The sequence below is a fragment of the Aminobacter anthyllidis genome (assembly GCF_018555685.1).
Lineage (GTDB): Bacteria > Pseudomonadota > Alphaproteobacteria > Rhizobiales > Rhizobiaceae > Aminobacter > Aminobacter anthyllidis.
The window spans coordinates 334907-351554 of sequence record NZ_JAFLWW010000004.1 but is presented as its reverse complement, the minus strand read 5'-3'; the positions used below and the strand labels follow the sequence as shown (position 1 = coordinate 351554).

The window sequence follows — 16648 nt, the reverse complement described above, 5'->3', positions numbered from 1 at the left end:
GCCATGGGCCGCCCCTGCCCATGGCTTTTTGCTGTTTCCAGCGCGCAGCGCGATCGCGGGAAACAATTCTCGCCGACTAGGCAGCCGGCGTTTGGCCGTTCTTCTGCTGTCCCTTGGCCTTGTCATGCCAATCGAAGTCGATCGAGCCCTCCTCCGCCTTGTGGAAAAACTGCGAACACACCAGCCAGCCCTTGAGCGGCCGCAACAGCGCCATGCAGCTCAGCACGGTCAGTGGCAAGGTGATGAACAGGTGCACCCACAGCGGCAGGCCGAAGGCCGTCTGGAACCAGGCGCCGAATGCCAGCGCCGGCACCGCCGCGATAGTCATGGCAAAGAAGGCGGGACCGTCAGCGGGATCGGCAAAGGAATAATCGAGGCCACAGACCTCGCAGCGTGGTGCCAGCTTCAGGAACCCCTGAAACAGGTGACCCATCTGGCAGCGCGGGCAAAGCCCCCGGATGCCTGTCTTCATCGGATTGTCGGTCGGGGTGAACCCCTCCGCTGAATATCTGGACCGAGACATGCGCGTCTCCTCTTTGCGGGTCGCAAGCACGCGGGCAGCGCCACAGGGCGTCCCATCGCCTCAACACATAGGGCGCTCCACCCTTGCCGGCAAGGGACAATATACATATAATTCACATACATTCCGATCAATTCGCAATTGAATGGATACATTGTATGGAAATCTGCAAAGGCGAACGTCGCCTGTGCGGGTCCGCCACATGGGGCAAAATGTCCCCGGGGGTGCGTCGACTTTCCGCGCTGCGCAGATCAAGATGGGGGTCTATTGCAAGGCGTGAGCAATACCTGACGACGATCGACGAGTATTACGCTTCGACCGGCAATCGCGCTCAAGCCGATTGTACATGCAAGAGAGGTCCTTGATGTTCGGCCTAACCGCACTCGAACTGGCCCGTATACAGTTCGGCTTTACCATCTCCTTCCACATCATCTTTCCCGCCATCACCATCGGCCTCGCAAGTTACCTCGCAGTGCTCGAAGGCCTGTGGCTGTGGAAGCGCGATACCGTCTATCGCGATCTCTATCATTTCTGGTCGAAGATCTTTGCTGTCAACTTCGCCATGGGCGTGGTCTCCGGCCTGGTCATGGCCTACCAATTCGGCACCAACTGGAGTTACTTCTCGTCCTTTGCAGGCTCGATCACCGGCCCGCTGCTGGCCTATGAAGTGCTGACCGCCTTCTTCCTCGAAGCCGGCTTTCTCGGCGTCATGCTGTTCGGCTGGAACAGGGTCGGCCCTGGCCTGCACTTCTTCTCGACGATCATGGTGGCGATCGGCACACTGATCTCGGCCACCTGGATCCTCGCCTCCAACAGTTGGATGCAGACCCCGCAGGGCTTCGAGATCATCAACGGCATCGTCGTGCCCGTGAACTGGTTCGAGGTCATATTCAATCCCTCTTTCCCCTATCGCCTGGCGCATATGACGGTCGCCGCCTATCTGGCGACCGCTCTTTTCGTTGGCGCGTCGGGTGCCTGGCATCTGCTGCGCGGCAACGACAACCGCCACGTCCGCACCATGATGTCGATGGCGATGTGGATGGTGCTGATTTCGGCGCCGGTGCAGATCCTGATCGGCGACCTGCACGGCCTCAACACGCTGAAGCACCAGCCCGCCAAGATCGCTGCACTCGAAGGCCATTGGGAGAACAAGCCCGGCGAAGCCGTGCCGCTGACGCTGTTCGGCTGGCCCGACATGGAGAAGGAAGAGACGCTCTACGCGGTCAAGGTTCCGCGCCTCGGCAGCCTGATCCTGACCCATAGCTGGGATGGCCAGTTCCCGGGCCTCAAGGAATACGCCAGGGAAGACCGACCGAACTCGACCGTCGTATTCTGGAGCTTCCGGGTCATGGTCGGACTCGGCATACTGATGCTGCTGCTCGGCGCCTGGGGGCTATGGCTGCGCTGGCGCAAACAACTCTATGAAAAGAGGCTGTTCCTGCGCTTCGCCACATTGATGGGCCCGGCGGGCCTGATCGCCATCCTCGCCGGCTGGTACACCACCGAGATCGGCCGCCAGCCATGGATCGTCTACGGCGTCATGCGCACCAAGGATGCGGTTTCGAACCATTCGGTGCTGGCGATGAGCACCACGCTTATCGTCTTCGTCGTGGTCTATTTCATCGTCTTCGGCATCGGCACCAGTTACATGCTCAAGCTTGTCGGCAAGGGCCCTGAAGTGGACGAGCACGATCCGGGCGAGGACGATCAGCATGGCCGGCCAGCGCGCCCGCTATCCGCCGCCCACGAACAGATCGACATGTTCGCGCCGACCCACGCCGACAGGAAAGGCTGAACCAATGGGCATCGATCTTCCAGTTGTCTGGGCCATCATCATCGCCTTTGGCCTGATGATGTATGTCATCATGGACGGGTTCGATCTCGGCATCGGTATCCTGTTCCCCTTCGTTCGCGATCGCGAGCAGCGCGACACCATGGTCAACACCGTCGCCCCGGTCTGGGACGGCAACGAGACCTGGCTCGTGCTCGGTGGCGCTGCCCTAATGGCCGCCTTCCCGCTTGCCTATGCCGTCATCCTCAGCGCGCTCTATCTGCCGCTGGTACTGATGCTGCTTGGGCTGATCTGGCGCGGGGTTGCCTTCGAGTTCCGCTTCAAGGCCGACCAGCATCACAGGGCATTCTGGGACAAGGCCTTTGCCGGCGGCTCCTACGTCGCCACCTTCTTCCAGGGCGTTTCGCTCGGTGCCTTCCTCGACGGCTTCAAGGTCGAAAACAACGCCTATGCCGGTGGAGCGCTCGACTGGATCACGCCCTTCAGCCTGTTCACCGGCTTCGGTCTGATCGTCGCCTACGCACTTCTCGGCAGCACATGGCTGATCATCAAGACCGAAGGCGTGCTGTATGACCGCATGGTATCGCTCGCGCGGCCGATAACCATAGCCTTGCTTGCTGTCATTGGCATTGTCAGCCTGTGGACGCCGCTCGCCCACCCCGACATTGCCGAACGCTGGTTCAGCTTCCCCAACATCGCGTTCTTCTCCCCGGTGCCCATTCTCGTGCTTGTCGCCACCTGGCTGATCCTGCGCAGCCTGCAGGGCGCACCGCATGCCGGGCCGTTCATCCTGGCGCTGTTTGTGCTGTTCCTCGGCTATAGCGGGCTTGGCATCAGCCTGTGGCCGAACATCATCCCGCCTGACATCACTATCCGCGAGGCTGCCTCCCCACCACAGAGCATGGGCTTCGCGCTTGTCGGCGCGCTGTTCATCATCCCCTTCATCCTCGGCTACACTGCGTGGTCCTATTACGTGTTCCGCGGCAAGGTGAAGGCAGGCGAGGGCTACCACTGATGGCGGCCCCTTCCCAAGCGCCGGTTTCGTGGCCGAAGCGGATCGGCTGGCTGGTCCTCATCTGGACAGTCAGCGTTCTGGGGCTGGGCGCGGTGGCCTATCTCTTCCGCTTGCTGATGAATTTTGCCGGCCTCACCGTGTGAATTGTGGAATGATCTGATGTACAGCAACGTCACCCAGACGCTCGGCCAGCGCATGTTTCATGACCGGATCTATGCCGGCGACGTCCTGCGTTTCGGAGCACTTGTGCCGATGCGCGAGCTCGTCAGCTTCACCCAGGCTTTCCTGGAAGATGCGTTCGCGCCCTTCGCACCGACAGAGATCCATCGCCACCTGTCGCATCAAGAGCAGACGGAAAGCTTTGCGCAGCGCCAACGTGACTTCGCCCGTTCACCCGAGGTAAGGCTGTTGTGGCGAAATGTCTTTGAGGCCTGCGGCCTGGACGCGCAAGGGCTCGCCCGCGACGCGCTCTACCTCAGGTTCCAGCCGCACCAGGATCCAGGCACCGTCGTGCCGCGTGCCCGCACCACCGCAACCATCGCCTTCCACCGCGACACCTGGGGCTCCAACCTCTATGCCCAGACCAACTGGTGGGCGCCGGTCTACGACATCGATGAAGGGCGGACCTTTGCGATCTACCCCTCGCTTTGGGATCGTCCGGTCGCAAACACCAGCGCCGACTTCGACCTTTCCGCACTTCTGGAGCGATCGAAATCAGGTGGACGCAACGCCGTCGATGCCGATGCGGCTATACCTCACCTGACCGAGGAGCTGGAGGTCAGCGACGCGACGCCTGTGGTCATAGCACCGGGCGAAATCATCGCGTTTTCCAGCGCTCACGCCCATGCCGGCGTGCCGAATTCGACCGGCCTGACCCGTATCTCGCTCGAAACACGCACGCTGTGGATCGACGATGTTCGCTCAGGCCGTGGCGCGCCCAATGTCGACGGCCTTGCGCGCTGGATGTCGCCCGGCATGTTCCGCCGGGTGAGCGACGAGACCCCGCTGCATGAAATCCTCGGCATGAACCGTATCGAGCGTTTTGCCGGCCCGATGCCGGCCAACTTGGTCTCTGTTCTCTAGCGCTTACACCACCATCGACGACATGGTCGACTGCTGGCCAAGCAGGTCGGCGACGGTCTCGAGACTCGCAGCGAGCGAAGCCTGATTGGGCGCCGCCCCCAGACCGAGGCGAACCGCCTCGGGAGCGGGCCCTGAAACAGAGAAGGCGTCGCTGGTGACGACGCCGATACCGGCGGAGCGCAAGCGGGCGGCAAAGTCGCTCCGGTTCCAGTCTGAGGGAAGCTTCAGCCAGACGTGGAAACCTTCGGCATTTGCCTGCACGAGGCTGGACGGCAGCAGTTGCGACGCTATCGCCTGCCGCTGCGTGGCTTCGACGCGGATTGCCGCCAGCACAGACTGGGCAACCCCTGTTTCGATCCATCGCGTGGCGAGCGAAGCGGTGAGCGGCGAGGCCATGCCCGCGGTCGCCCGGATGGCGCCTGCCAGGTGGGCGACCGTGCGCTCCTGTGGCACCACCACGTAGGCCACGCGCAGGGCCGGCGCCAGGCACTTGGCCAGGCCGGCAATGTGGTAGGTGATTTCAGGCGCAAGTGCCGCAAAGGTGGCTACCGGATTGAGCGGCAGTGCGCCATAGGCATCGTCTTCGACGATCAGCACATCGTGCTGGCGCGCGATCGCCACGATGCGCTCGCGCCGCGCTTGCGACAATGTTGTCGTCGTCGGATTGTGCAGAGTCGGCGTGCAATAGAGCAGCTTGGGCGCGCGCTTGCGGCAGGTTTCCTCGAAGGCTTCGGGGATGAGCCCTTCCGCATCCATCGCGACACCGGTGACGCCGATACGCAGATGCTCGGCAACTGCCAGCAGGCCGGGATAGGTAAGTGCTTCGGCGCAGATCGTTTCGCCAGGCGCGGCCAACGCTCCCAGCAGCGCCAGCAACGCGCCTTGCGCACCGGGGCAGACCATTAACCGGCCTGGACCGATATCGCCCAGCCGAAGTGCTAGCCACATGGCTCCCGCGGCGCGGTCGCGCAACGTGCCTCCGGCTTCCTGGTAGCGCATCAGCAGGCCGAGGCCGTCGCCAGCCTGCAGTTCGGCGATGCCGTCCCACATCCTCGCCGCCAGGTCCGGATCATCAAAACGCGGCGGCAGGTTCATGCTCATGTCGACGACGCCGGTCACCGTCGCCTGCGAGCCGGACGGACGACGCATCCTGACATAGGTGCCCTGCCCAACCCGGCCTTCGACCAGCCCGCGCTTGCGCGCCTCGGCATAAGCACGGCTCACCGTGGTGAAGTCGATGCCAAGCTGGTCGGCAAGCGTCCGCTGCGGCGGCAGGCGGAAGCCGCCGGGCAGCCGGCCCGACGCGATGTCGACCGACAGGGCATCGGCTATCGCCAGGTAGAGCGGACCGTCGGCCTTCGAGATCGAAGGTGACCAATTGTTGACAGTCATGACGCCACAGGTTCCATCATCGTTTTCCATATATATGCATAATGTATGCCGATGACCACCATCCTGCCTGTTAAGAACGGGCCTTTCCTTTTGCGCCTCGGCGTCAGCCGGCAACCCGCATCACGGTTTTGTTTGCCACACTAGACCGGACAATAAATCGACGCGGGGACCGCACGGGCATAGGCTGGGCGTCGCATAGTCGTCACAAGGCAAACGCAGACTGCCCGTTGCTGCAGACACTGAAGGCGCAATCCGCCGGACCTTGCGATCGGTGGATACTCGCACTGCCATTTCTCGAAAGCGACCTGCAACCGCGCGCAAACGGCTCGAATTCAACAGAAGGAGACTGGTTATGCCATCGGTAAGGAATATCGTTCTTGTCCACGGCGCCTGGGGCGATGCCTCGCACTGGCGCCATGTCATTCCCCCGCTCCACACCAAGGGCTACAAGGTGGCTGCGGTACAGAACCCGCTGACTTCGCTGGCCCACGACATAGACCGCACGTCAAAGCTTGCCGCCGCACAGGATGGACCCACTCTGCTGGTCGGCCATTCCTATGGCGGCGCGGTCATATCAGGCGCAGGCCACGTCCCGAACGTCGTCGGACTGGTTTACATCGCCGCCTTCGCGCCCGAGGAAGGCGACAGCCTCGGCAGCATCTTTGCCCGTCGTGAACCGCCTTCGGGGGCTGCCAGCATCCGCCCCGACAAGGATGGCTTCCTCTGGCTCGCCCAGGACACGTTCCGCCAGAGCTTCAGCCAGGACCTGGACGAAACCGAAGCACTCGTGATGGCGGTGACGCAAAAGCCGATCGCGGCGCGTTGCTTCGAGGACAAGGCCGGTCCGGCGGCCTGGCACACCAAGCCGAGCTGGTATCAGGTCTCGAGCCGCGACAACATGATCCCGCCTGATACCGAGCAGTGGATGGCGGACCGCATCAAGACGCGCAAGACCATCACGCTCGATGCCAGCCACGCCTCGCTGGCCTCGCATGCCAATGAGATTGTCGCGCTGATCGAAGAGGCGGCAAAATCGTTCTGACCAACCGCAGCCAGTGCTGTCCGGTCGCTCTAGCCGCGGCCGGACATCAGATCGGACGCCCACCACTGTCACATACAAGTGCAAAAGCCTGGACCTGCCGGTTAAAAACCGCAATCGGCAGGCTATTCCTTGCAGCCTCCTCATCAATCTGATTCCCTGAGCCGGTCCGATTCGGGCAGGGGCGCTGCGCAGGAAACGGAACTATGAGCACTTCCAAGAAACCTGAGATCTCGGAAATGAGGCCGAAGCTGACCGTTATCGGTGTCGGCGGCGGTGGCGGCAACGCCGTCAACAATATGATTGCCGAAGGTCTCGAGGGCACTGAGTTCATCGTTGCCAACACCGACGCCCAGGCGCTGACCATGTCGAAAGCCTCGAAGCTGGTTCAGCTCGGCGCCGTGGTGACCGAAGGTCTCGGTGCCGGTTCCCTGCCAGAGGTCGGCCAGGCCGCAGCCGAGGAATCGATCCACGAAATCATGGACCAGCTTGCCGGCACGCATATGTGCTTCGTGACGGCCGGCATGGGCGGCGGCACCGGAACAGGTGCTGCACCAGTCATTGCAAGGGCAGCACGGGCGGCAGGCATCCTTACCGTCGCCATCGTCACCAAGCCCTTCACCTTCGAAGGCAAGCGGCGCATGCAGATGGCCGAACAGGGCATCGAGCTTTTGCGCCAGGCCGCCGATACGGTGATTGTCATTCCGAACCAGAACCTGTTTCGCATCGCCAACGCCAAGACCACCTTCGAGGATGCGTTCGGCATCGCCGACAAGGTGCTTTATTCCGGCGTCAGCTGCATCACCAACCTGATCGTCAAGGAAGGCCTGATCAATCTCGACTTCGCCGACGTCAAGACGGTGATGCGCGACATGGGCCGCGCCATGATGGGCACGGGCGTCGGCAGCGGCGAGAACCGCGCCAGCAAGGCGGCCGAAGCGTCGATCGCCAACCCGCTCATCGATGAGAACTCGATTAAGGGCGCCAGGGGCGTGCTGATCTCGATCTCCGGCGGCATGGACATGACGCTGTTCGAGGTCGACGAGGCGGCCACCCGCATCCGCGAGGAGGTCGGCGACGAAGCCGACATCATTGTCGGCGCGATCTTCGACAACTCGCTCCAGGGCCAGTTCAAGGTATCAGTGGTTGCCACCGGGCTGTCTGCGCCGACGTCGCAAGGCGAGCCGGTCGTCAACATGCGTGGCGAACCCGCGCCGGGCTCGATGCAGCCCTACCACTGAGGCTTAACGCCGGGACCAGCCGCCAAGGCGGCTGGAAAGCCAGCTTGACTGGCTCAATCCTGGTTTCTTGTCATCTCGGCGGCAAAGGTAAAGTGGCGCATCACCAATGCCTGCAGGTGCTCGGACAGGCCGGCCTTCTCCACCGCCTGGCGCATGCATGTCAGCCAGAGATCGCGTAGTTCCGGGCCGATCGCCACATGCTCGTGGATTTCCTTCAGGCGCGAATGCCCGTGCTTCTGGACATAGTAGCTCGGACCACCGAAGAAGCCTGAGAGATAGTTGAACTGTTCCTCGCGCGAATGCGCGACGCCATGTCCCCTGCGGTGCAACAGGTGCAGCTCGGCCGCGGCCTCGTCCTGCTCGACGATGTCGTAGAAGATCTCGACCAGCCGTCGGACGGCTTCTTCACCTCCGAGTTCGAGATAGAGCGAACGCCCCTTTGGCTGCACAGCTTCATTCACGACAGGCGACCTCCTCCCAGTTGCGATGCGTGTCGCACTGACTGTCCGGACATCCGGCATCGCATGATCAAAGCCTAACAGCAGAGCCCGTTAGGACAAGAGTGGGGTGCTGCGACCTATTAGCCATCGCTCATTCGTCAGTGACAATTACGTCCATCGGAATGTCGTGCGGCTGCGGATAGATCGTGGCGATACGGCTGCCGGTGTAGCCCACGCCGACGACCAGCGGGCGCTTCGGCATGGCGGCGAGCGTGCGGTCGAAGAAGCCGCCGCCGTAGCCCAGCCGATAGTTCGCATCATCGAAACCGACGACGGGCGCGATGACGACATCGGGCAGGATCGCCGGCCCATTGGCGGGAACGAGAATGTTCCAGACGCCCCGTTCCAGCGGATCGCCCGGCGACCAGGCGCGGAACTCAAGCGGCCAAGCCTTCTTGATGACCACGGGCAAGGCGATCCGGCCACCACGCCCGATCACCTGGACAGCCCAGTTGCGAAGATCCGGCTCGCCGCGGAAAGGCCAATAGACACTGACGATCCGGCCGCTGACCTTGCCGATTGCCAGGTCGAGTTCGGCGGCGATGAGTTCGGAGCGAGCCTTGCGCTCGTCAGGATCGGCAAGCAATCGCAAGTCGATCAGGCGCGCCCGCTCCGCCTTGCGCCATCGCGCGACATCGGCCCACGCGTCCATGGGAGCCGTTTCGGCCCGGTATCCCGGTTCGAGTTCATGCATGAAGCACGGTGGCGAGGCGTATTCCCGTGTATCGGCAGGAATGCTCTTTTCGTCAGACATCATCTTCGTGTCCCGTTTTCGCGGCGAGATCGATCGTCGGTACAGAAAAGTTGCGCTCCATCAATCCGGAAGGCAAACGGAATTAAATGCTGCATTGATGCAATTATTTTGCACTAATAAGACTATGGACATCGATCGCGCCCGCACGTTTCTCGAAATCGTTCATTGCGGCAGCTTCCTCAGGGCGGCAGATCGACTCCATGTCACCCAGACGACTGTCAGCGCCCGCATCCGCACGCTCGAGAATGAACTCGGGCGGCAATTGTTCGTGCGCAATCGCAACGGGGCGCAGCTGACCCCGGCCGGCCGCGAGTTCGAGCGCTTCGCCCAGTCCTTTGTCCAGATATGGGAACGCGCCCGCTACCAGCTGGCCATCCCGTCCGGGCGGACAAGCGTGGTTGCGCTGGGCGGCGAGCTCAGCCTGTGGAACCCGCTGCTGCTCGACTGGCTGGTGTGGATGAAGAAGACCAGGCCGGAGATTGCCGTTCACGCCCATGTCGGTGTGCCGGACCAGTTGCTCGACCAGCTCAGGAACGGTGTGCTCGACATCGCCGTGCTCTATGCGCCGAAGCTGCTGCCAGGCTTCAAGGTCGAGATCCTTCAGGAAGAACAGCTCGTGCTGGTCAGGACTAGGCCCGGCAATGACAGACCGGACGCCGACACCTATGTCTATGTCGATTGGGGGCCATTGTTTGCCGCCCAGCACGACGCCAGCTCGACGGCATTCGGCGAGCCAGGCCTTGTTGTCGGCCTCGGTCCGCTCGGCCTGAGCTATATCCTGCGCGCCGGCGGCATGGGCTATTTCCGCAAGGGCGTGGTTGCACCCTTGATCGCCGCGGGCGAGCTGGAAGCTGTCGAAGGCGCGCCGGAATTTACCTATCCGGTCTACGCCGTCTGGCCCGAAGCGAGCGAAGCGCGGGCCGACGTGCAGGAGGCGCTTGCAGGGCTGAGGCAGACGGTTCGCTAAAGGCGCGACGCCACCCGCCACCCGATCAGGCGCTGCCGATAACCCGCATCAAGCGCAGATCGTGGTTGCAACGGTGCTGCCGGCACGCAGCCGCTAGTGCCGCGCCAAGCACCTCTATGTCGGAAGCTTCATGTGGACGCCAGCCGCACGGGCAGCCATCGGGGCAGGCATGAACGTCGGCCACTTCGCGATAGATCGATCCGACCGCCTGGGCGGCAAGGCGCATCACCGCAATCGGTGACAGGCCCGTCTTATGCATGACTTCGCAAAACTCGTTCATGATCGTTGCGCGGATATGCGCTGACGCCTCTTCGCTGCGGCGTTCGATCTCAGCCATCTTTGACACTCGGCAGTCTCCAGCTATCTGTTGTCCCCGGACGATCCGACCTTGCCTCAAGCAGGGCGGCGCAGATCCATCGGGGCTGTTTTGTCCTGATCCATGGCGAAATCGGATGCGATTGCCCGCAGCGCCTGGCGCGCGGTTTCAAGCTTGCGCATCGCCTCGAACATCGTTTCGCGGTCGGCACGGTGGCGTTCGAATTCCACCGCGAAAACGGCATTGGCCGCACTGTGGGGTTCCGGTGCGGCGTTGACGCGCTTCAGGCTCAGATCAGCCTGCCGCCTCGTCCGGCGAACCAGGGCGCCAAGCGCTTCGACCTCGGCGAACGTCTCGCGATAACGGCGCATCTTGTCGCCCTGCAATCCGCCGGTATCCTTGTAGGGATTGAAATGCATCATGACCTGCTGGCCTCCGGCGCAAACTCGTTGTCGCGCATGCGCGAGAACGGCTCGCGGCCCGCGATGATGACCGGCTCTTCGGCGGCGTAGGAGTCTGTCGAAAGCGGCCAGGCCTCGACACCCTTGCCGTATTGCAGCTTCTGCCAATGCCCCGGCTGCGGACGAGCAATGTCATGGCGATCGCAGGCCTGCGCCACCTGCTGGTCGCGCACGCCAAGCTGGAGAGCAATTTCGGTCATCGGTCGTGACCAGACCAATCGGTGGAGTTCGGCCCGGGTAAACTCCAGAGCGCCGTTCGCCGCCTGCAAGCTCAACCTGCTGACCTGGCGCGTCCGGCCGTTCATTGCGTCTTGTGGCACAGCCTTCGTCCCGATCTGCCCGGCGACGGCCCTTCTGGCCGTTCACGTCCCGAACACGAAGGGACCATATAAAATATGACTATAAATATCAAGTTTAGTTTGGTCAGGTTTTTCCCCGTCAGCGAAGGCCACGACCCTCGCCGGCGAGGCATCACCGGCGCGCTAGAATTCAGTCCGCGTTGCCCGGCGCGTCGTCGTCTTCGACCGCCGGTTCCGACTGCTCGAAGCCGGCCTGCCAGGCAACGATCCTTCGGACGCGCGCTTCCCGGCAAGTCCCTTGAGGAACTGCCGCCAAAAATCATGGCAAGTCATCCTGGCTAATCGCCGGCACAAGCCGCCACGATTTCACGCTCGAGCGGGGTTCAGCCGAGCAAGGTCCTTGTCAGCGCATGGTCCTTGTCGACAAGTCCGTCGATGACACTGAAATGATGCCTATCGGGCTCAACCACCGTCACCGTGGCGGCACCAAGGCCGGTCCAGATATTGGCGAGCAAATCGTTCTGGCGCAGGAACTCCGCCCGTTCCCCGCCGCCGACCCAACAGGTGATGCGCGCGCCGGCGACCGGCCGCAGCAGAGCGGGGCTCTCGGCCAGCGCTTCGGCTTCGTCGATGTGCAGCGTCTTGTTCATGCCGGTGTTCATCAAGGACCTGAGGTCATGGACGCCCGAGAGCGAGACGACATGGCGGATACGGGACTGTACTTCAGGCGCAAGCGGCGAACTGGCTGCGACCATGCGGGAGACCAGATGTCCGCCGGCGGAATGGCCGGTCAGCATGATCGGGCCTTCGACAAGTCCGGCTGCTTTGCCAACCGCCGCGCCGACCTCACGCACGATGTCGCCAATCCTGACTTCCGGACACAAGGTGTAGGACGGCATCGCCACCGCGTAGCCGCTGTCGACGGAACCCTTGGCGAGATGCGACCAAAAACTCTTGTCCAGTGCCATCCAGTAGCCGCCATGCACAAACACGACCAGGCCTTTGGGCGCGCCTTCAGGCAGGAAAAGGTCGAACCGGTTACGCGGCTTGTCGCCATAGGCGATGTCTAGCCGCGCCCTACCAGCGGCCGACAGGGCTTGGCGAAACGACTGCGCCGGCTCGACCCAGGCAGCAGGCCAACGGTCGCCACCGGCGATGTTTGCGCCGTTTGTGTAGGCGTTGTCCCAATCGGTGATGTGACGTTCGAACACTCGGCCCCTCCCAGGCAATGACATTCGGCACCAAAGCAATGGCCAGCCCACCGGATCGCGTCAATGGGCCAGCACCAAAAACTTTATGCTTGAAATAATTTTGGTCCGGTGCAATTCTCAATCATCAACCGAGAACGTGGGAGGTCTCGCTGTGCCAAACGCCGGTCGCAGTTTCGATCGCGCAAGGGGTGCGCCGCTTGTCGGACGTGACCCCCTATTTTCGGCGCGAAGCCTCCCCTGAGTAACGCATTCAAACGCACGCACGGCCACTTGCCGGGGCGATCAGCAGGTAGGGGACAGCCGCAGAATGCTTGGACCGTCAGCGCATATCGACACTTTCACGCGCGACAACCTGCCGCCCGCCGAGCAGTGGCCGGACTTCCTGCTCGACGGCTTCGACTATCCCGAACACCTCAATGCCGGCGTCGAACTGACCGACCGGCTTGTCGAAAAGGGCCTCGGCGACCACACTGCCCTGATCGGCAATGGCCGCCGCCGTACCTACAAGGAGCTGTCCGACTGGACCAACCGGCTGGCGCATGCGCTGGTCGAGAACTACGGCGTCAAGCCAGGCAACCGGGTGCTGATCCGCTCGGCCAACAACCCCGCAATGGTCGCCTGCTGGCTGGCCGCCACCAAGGCCGGAGCAGTTGTCGTGAACACGATGCCGATGCTGCGCGCCGGCGAACTCACCAAGATCGTCGACAAAGCGGAGATCACCATCGCGCTTTGCGACACGCGCCTGATGGACGAGATGGTCGCCTGCGCCAAGGACAGTCCCTTCCTCAAGACGGTGATCGGCTTCGACGGCACCGCCAATCACGACGCCGAACTGGACCGTGTAGCACTCGACAAGTCCGTCATCTTCGAAGCGGTGAAGACCGGCCGCGACGACGTTGCACTGCTCGGCTTCACCTCGGGCACCACGGGTGTGCCGAAGGCGACGATGCACTTCCATCGCGACCTGCTGATCATCGCCGACGCCTATGCCAAGGAGGTGCTTTCGGTCACCTCCGACGACGTCTTCGTCGGCTCGCCACCGCTCGCCTTCACCTTCGGCCTCGGCGGCCTGGCCATCTTCCCACTTCGCTTTGGTGCGGCCGCGACCCTGCTCGAACAGGCGACGCCGCCCAACATGATCCACATCATCGAGACCTATAAGGCGACGATCTCGTTCACCGCCCCAACCGCCTATCGCGCGATGCTGAAGGCGATGGACGAAGGTGCCGATCTGTCGTCGCTGCGCGTCGCGGTTTCGGCTGGCGAAACCTTGCCCGGACCGGTGTTCGAGGAATGGCTGGCCAAGACCGGCAAGCCGATCCTCGACGGCATCGGCGCCACCGAGATGCTGCATATATTCATCTCAAACCGCTTCGAGGACATGAAGCCCGCCTCCACCGGCAAGCCCGTCGGCGGCTACGAGGCGCGTGTCGTCGACAGCGAGATGAACGAGGTGCCGCGCGGCACGGTCGGCAAGCTCGCCGTGCGCGGACCCACAGGCTGCCGCTACATGGCCGATGACCGCCAGCTCGAATATGTGCGGGATGGCTGGAATGTCACCGGCGATGCCTTCTTGCAGGACGCGGATGGCTTCTTCCATTTCGCCGCCCGTTCCGACGACATGATCGTCAGCGCCGGCTACAACATTGCCGGCCCGGAGGTTGAAGCAGCTCTGTTCTCGCATCCCGAAGTCGCCGAATGCGCTGTCATCGGGGCAGAAGACGGCGAGCGTGGCCAGATCGTCGAAGCCTATGTCGTGCTCGTCGCTGGCGTGGCCGCCGATGCTGCGACCGTCAAACGCCTGCAGGATCACGTCAAGGCGACGATCGCGCCCTACAAGTATCCACGATCGGTGAAGTTCATCGACGCCCTGCCCAAGACCCAGACCGGCAAGATCCAGCGCTTCCGGTTGCGTGCGGAGAAAATGAATTGAGCAAGCCGTACGATCCCTCCGTCGAAGGCGCGCAGATGTCGTTCAAGGACCGGATGTCCTACAGCGACTATTTGCATCTCGAAAAGATCCTCGACGCCCAGGCGCCGCTTTCGACCGCGCACGACGAGATGCTGTTCATCATCCAGCATCAGACGTCGGAGCTGTGGATGAAGCTTGCTTTGCACGAGATCGGCTCGGCGATCCGCTCGATTCGTGCCGACAAGCTCGAGCCGTCGTTCAAGATGCTGTCGCGCGTGTCGCGCATTTTCGAGCAGCTCAACAGCGCCTGGGATGTGCTCAGGACGATGACGCCAAGCGAATACACCGAGTTTCGCGACTCGCTCGGCCAGTCCTCGGGATTCCAGTCCTGGCAATATCGCGCCATCGAGTTCATGGCCGGCAACCGCAATCTGGCTATGCTTCGCCCACACGCGCACCAGCCCGAACTGGCCGAGAAGCTGGAAGCGGTGCTTGCCCAGCCCTCGCTATACGATGAGGCGATCCTGCTGCTTGGTCGCAACGGCTTCGACATCGGCGCGGATGGCAAGCGCACCGACTGGCGCGAGACCCGCAGCGAAAGCGAAGAGGTGCTCGTCGCCTGGCAGACGATCTATCGCGATCCGCAACGCTACTGGATGTTTTATGAGCTGGCCGAGAAGCTGGTCGACTTCGAGGATTACTTCCGCCGATGGCGCTTCAACCACGTCACCACGGTCGAACGCATCATCGGCATGAAACGCGGCACCGGCGGCACGTCTGGCGCTTCGTATCTGAAGAAGATGCTGGAGGTTGAACTGTTTCCGGAACTCTGGAAAGTTCGCACCCGGCTCTAGAACTTCAATTCAATAATCGGGAACACTTGGGAGGAGTACCTAATGAAGAAAATCATTGCGGCCGGAATTTTTGGCCTGTCGCTTGCGGCATCTGGCCTGGCATATGCCGAGCCGGTGAAGATCGGCGTCATCACCACGCTTTCGGGAGGCGGCGCGGGCCTCGGCGTCGATATGCGCGATGCCTTTGCGCTGGCGATGAAGCAGTCCGGCAACAAGGATGTTGAACTCGTCATCGAGGACGATGCCCAGAAGCCCGAGATCGCCGTTCAGCTCGCTGAAAAGATGATCCAGAGCGACAAGGTCGACCTGTTGACCGGCATCATCTGGTCGAACCTGGCGATGGCCGTGGTGCCGAACGCTGTGGCACAGGACGTCATCTACCTATCGCCCAATGCCGGCCCTTCGGCACTCGCTGGCGCCAAGTGCAACAAGAACTATTTCAACGTCGCCTATCAGAACGACAACTTCCACGAGGCGATGGGCCAGTACGCCAACAAGGACTACAAGAAGACCTTCATCCTTGCGCCCAACTATCCGGCCGGCAAGGATTCGCTGACCGGCTTCAAGCGCTACTACAAGGGTGAGTTGGCGGGTGAAGTCTACACCCAGGTCGGCCAGACCGACTACGCCGCCGAGATCGCCCAGATCCGCGATTCCGGCGCCGACTCGGTCTTCTTCTTCCTTCCCGGCGGCATGGGCATCTCGTTCATGAAGCAGTACGCCCAGTCGGGCGTGAACATTCCGGTCATGGGCCCAGGCTTCTCCTTCGACCAGGACATCCTGCCGGCCGTTGGCGACGCGGCACTCGGTGTCAAGAACTCGGCCAGCTGGTCGAAGGACCTCGACAACGAGGCCAACAAGCAGTTCGTCGAGGCCTTCAAGGCCGAATACAAGCGCCTGCCCTCGGTCTATGCCGCCCAGAGCTGGGATACGGCAAACCTGATCCTGTCGGCGCTCGGCAAGGCCAGCGTCAAGGACAAGGATGCCTTCCGCGCAGCACTCAAGGCCGCCGATTTCAAGTCGGTGCGCGGCGAGTTCACCTTCAACACCAACAACCACCCGGTGCAGAACATCTACGTGCGTGAGGTGATCAAGGAAGGCGACGTGCTGACCAACAAGATCGTTGCCACCGCCTTCGAGCACCACAAGGACGCCTACGCCGAACAGTGCAAGATGTGAGCTTCCTTCTCCCCGCATGCGGGGAGAAGGTGCCGGCAGGCGGATGAGGGGCGGTGCATACGCCTGCAAGTCCGATGCTACCCCTCACCCTTACCCTCTCCCCGTGAACGGGG

Annotated in this window: 18 protein-coding genes; 10 read left to right on the top strand and 8 right to left on the bottom strand. The window is 62.4% G+C overall.

The annotated features are described in order from the left end of the window. Positions 1-76: 76 nt before the first annotated feature. Positions 77-523 (bottom strand): DUF983 domain-containing protein, encoded by a 447-nt coding sequence (locus tag J1C56_RS15535; protein ID WP_214390966.1) that lies wholly within the window; start codon positions 521-523, stop codon positions 77-79. A gap of 361 nt (positions 524-884) precedes the next feature. Between J1C56_RS15535 and J1C56_RS15530 the strand changes: the two genes are divergently transcribed. The 4 genes from J1C56_RS15530 to J1C56_RS15515 are packed head-to-tail and all read left to right on the top strand — an operon-like array spanning position 885 to position 4410. Further along, positions 885-2315 carry a cytochrome ubiquinol oxidase subunit I gene (locus J1C56_RS15530; RefSeq protein ID WP_214390965.1) on the top strand — a complete coding sequence of 477 codons (1431 nt, stop codon included), beginning with the start codon at positions 885-887 and terminating at the stop codon, positions 2313-2315. A gap of 4 nt (positions 2316-2319) precedes the next feature. After that, positions 2320-3327, top strand: coding sequence for a cytochrome d ubiquinol oxidase subunit II (cydB, locus tag J1C56_RS15525; protein WP_214390964.1), 1008 nt, complete (start codon positions 2320-2322; stop codon positions 3325-3327). Continuing rightward, positions 3327-3470 carry a DUF2474 domain-containing protein gene (locus J1C56_RS15520; protein WP_184770540.1) on the top strand — a complete coding sequence of 48 codons (144 nt, stop codon included), beginning with the start codon at positions 3327-3329 and terminating at the stop codon, positions 3468-3470. The genes cydB and J1C56_RS15520 overlap by 1 nt, the downstream gene beginning before the upstream one ends. 16 nt (positions 3471-3486) lie before the next feature. Next, the gene (locus tag J1C56_RS15515) at positions 3487-4410 is read left to right on the top strand and encodes a hypothetical protein (RefSeq protein ID WP_214390963.1); all 924 of its coding nucleotides are present in this window, start codon (positions 3487-3489) and stop codon (positions 4408-4410) included. 3 nt (positions 4411-4413) lie between these two features. Here the strand turns inward: J1C56_RS15515 and J1C56_RS15510 are convergent, their stop codons facing one another. After that, positions 4414-5802, bottom strand: a complete 1389-nt coding sequence (locus tag J1C56_RS15510) for an aminotransferase-like domain-containing protein (protein ID WP_214390962.1) — start codon at positions 5800-5802, stop codon at positions 4414-4416. A 352-nt stretch (positions 5803-6154) separates the two neighbouring features. On the opposite strand from J1C56_RS15510, the gene J1C56_RS15505 reads away from it, so the two are divergent. Both J1C56_RS15505 and ftsZ read left to right on the top strand, forming a co-directional pair. Further along, positions 6155-6844: an alpha/beta hydrolase gene (locus tag J1C56_RS15505; protein WP_214390961.1), complete on the top strand. Its 690-nt coding sequence runs from the start codon at positions 6155-6157 to the stop codon at positions 6842-6844. Positions 6845-7047: 203 nt separating this feature from the next. Next, positions 7048-8082, top strand: coding sequence for a cell division protein FtsZ (ftsZ, locus tag J1C56_RS15500; RefSeq protein WP_214390960.1), 1035 nt, complete (start codon positions 7048-7050; stop codon positions 8080-8082). Between the two features lie 53 nt (positions 8083-8135). On the opposite strand, the gene J1C56_RS15495 is transcribed toward ftsZ, so the two are convergent. Both J1C56_RS15495 and J1C56_RS15490 read right to left on the bottom strand, forming a co-directional pair. Further along, entirely contained in the window at positions 8136-8543 is a 408-nt protein-coding gene (locus tag J1C56_RS15495) for a group II truncated hemoglobin (RefSeq protein ID WP_214390959.1), read from the bottom strand. Positions 8544-8673: 130 nt separating this feature from the next. Beyond that, a complete protein-coding gene (locus J1C56_RS15490; protein ID WP_246591492.1) occupies positions 8674-9336 on the bottom strand; it encodes a 5-formyltetrahydrofolate cyclo-ligase in 663 nt (220 codons plus the stop codon). 124 nt (positions 9337-9460) lie between these two features. Here J1C56_RS15490 and J1C56_RS15485 point away from each other — a divergent pair, with 124 nt between their 5' ends. Next, a complete protein-coding gene (locus J1C56_RS15485; protein ID WP_214390958.1) occupies positions 9461-10303 on the top strand; it encodes a LysR family transcriptional regulator in 843 nt (280 codons plus the stop codon). Positions 10304-10328: 25 nt separating this feature from the next. Here the strand turns inward: J1C56_RS15485 and J1C56_RS15480 are convergent, their stop codons facing one another. From J1C56_RS15480 to J1C56_RS15465, 4 genes are all read right to left on the bottom strand, one after another. Continuing rightward, the gene (locus tag J1C56_RS15480; RefSeq protein ID WP_420797399.1) at positions 10329-10649 is read right to left on the bottom strand and encodes a hypothetical protein; all 321 of its coding nucleotides are present in this window, start codon (positions 10647-10649) and stop codon (positions 10329-10331) included. Positions 10650-10696: 47 nt separating this feature from the next. Further along, the gene (locus J1C56_RS15475; RefSeq protein WP_214390957.1) at positions 10697-11005 is read right to left on the bottom strand and encodes a hypothetical protein; all 309 of its coding nucleotides are present in this window, start codon (positions 11003-11005) and stop codon (positions 10697-10699) included. Between the two features lie 32 nt (positions 11006-11037). Further along, positions 11038-11385 (bottom strand): hypothetical protein, encoded by a 348-nt coding sequence (locus J1C56_RS15470; protein WP_214390956.1) that lies wholly within the window; start codon positions 11383-11385, stop codon positions 11038-11040. Positions 11386-11762: 377 nt separating this feature from the next. Then, complete coding sequence (locus J1C56_RS15465) at positions 11763-12614, bottom strand: alpha/beta hydrolase (RefSeq protein WP_246591412.1); 852 nt, start codon at positions 12612-12614, stop codon at positions 11763-11765. 283 nt (positions 12615-12897) lie between these two features. Here J1C56_RS15465 and J1C56_RS15460 point away from each other — a divergent pair, with 283 nt between their 5' ends. From J1C56_RS15460 to J1C56_RS15450, 3 genes are read left to right on the top strand one after another with little or no spacing between them, the layout of a single operon-like run. After that, a complete protein-coding gene (locus tag J1C56_RS15460) occupies positions 12898-14523 on the top strand; it encodes an AMP-binding protein (RefSeq protein WP_214390954.1) in 1626 nt (541 codons plus the stop codon). Next, positions 14520-15356, top strand: coding sequence for a tryptophan 2,3-dioxygenase (kynA, locus tag J1C56_RS15455; protein ID WP_275945153.1), 837 nt, complete (start codon positions 14520-14522; stop codon positions 15354-15356). The genes J1C56_RS15460 and kynA overlap by 4 nt, the downstream gene beginning before the upstream one ends. A 42-nt stretch (positions 15357-15398) precedes the next feature. Further along, on the top strand, positions 15399-16535 hold the full coding sequence (locus J1C56_RS15450; RefSeq protein WP_214390953.1) for an ABC transporter substrate-binding protein: 1137 nt from the start codon (positions 15399-15401) through the stop codon (positions 16533-16535). Positions 16536-16648: the final 113 nt, after the last annotated feature.

Excerpts from the sequence above, each read along its gene's own strand:
- J1C56_RS15520 (WP_184770540.1), top strand. The coding sequence starts at position 3,327 with ATGGCGGCCCCTTCCCAAGCGCCGGTTTCGTGGCCGAAGCGGATCGGC.
- J1C56_RS15505 (WP_214390961.1), top strand. The coding sequence starts at position 6,155 with ATGCCATCGGTAAGGAATATCGTTCTTGTCCACGGCGCCTGGGGCGAT.
- ftsZ (WP_214390960.1), top strand. The coding sequence starts at position 7,048 with ATGAGCACTTCCAAGAAACCTGAGATCTCGGAAATGAGGCCGAAGCTG.
- J1C56_RS15465 (WP_246591412.1), bottom strand. The coding sequence starts at position 12,614 with ATGTCATTGCCTGGGAGGGGCCGAGTGTTCGAACGTCACATCACCGAT.
- J1C56_RS15470 (WP_214390956.1), bottom strand. The coding sequence starts at position 11,385 with ATGAACGGCCGGACGCGCCAGGTCAGCAGGTTGAGCTTGCAGGCGGCG.
- J1C56_RS15450 (WP_214390953.1), top strand. The coding sequence starts at position 15,399 with ATGAAGAAAATCATTGCGGCCGGAATTTTTGGCCTGTCGCTTGCGGCA.
- J1C56_RS15485 (WP_214390958.1), top strand. The coding sequence starts at position 9,461 with ATGGACATCGATCGCGCCCGCACGTTTCTCGAAATCGTTCATTGCGGC.
- J1C56_RS15515 (WP_214390963.1), top strand. The coding sequence starts at position 3,487 with ATGTACAGCAACGTCACCCAGACGCTCGGCCAGCGCATGTTTCATGAC.
- J1C56_RS15535 (WP_214390966.1), bottom strand. The coding sequence starts at position 523 with ATGTCTCGGTCCAGATATTCAGCGGAGGGGTTCACCCCGACCGACAAT.
- cydB (WP_214390964.1), top strand. The coding sequence starts at position 2,320 with ATGGGCATCGATCTTCCAGTTGTCTGGGCCATCATCATCGCCTTTGGC.
- J1C56_RS15490 (WP_246591492.1), bottom strand. The coding sequence starts at position 9,336 with ATGTCTGACGAAAAGAGCATTCCTGCCGATACACGGGAATACGCCTCG.
- J1C56_RS15460 (WP_214390954.1), top strand. The coding sequence starts at position 12,898 with ATGCTTGGACCGTCAGCGCATATCGACACTTTCACGCGCGACAACCTG.
- J1C56_RS15530 (WP_214390965.1), top strand. The coding sequence starts at position 885 with ATGTTCGGCCTAACCGCACTCGAACTGGCCCGTATACAGTTCGGCTTT.
- J1C56_RS15510 (WP_214390962.1), bottom strand. The coding sequence starts at position 5,802 with ATGACTGTCAACAATTGGTCACCTTCGATCTCGAAGGCCGACGGTCCG.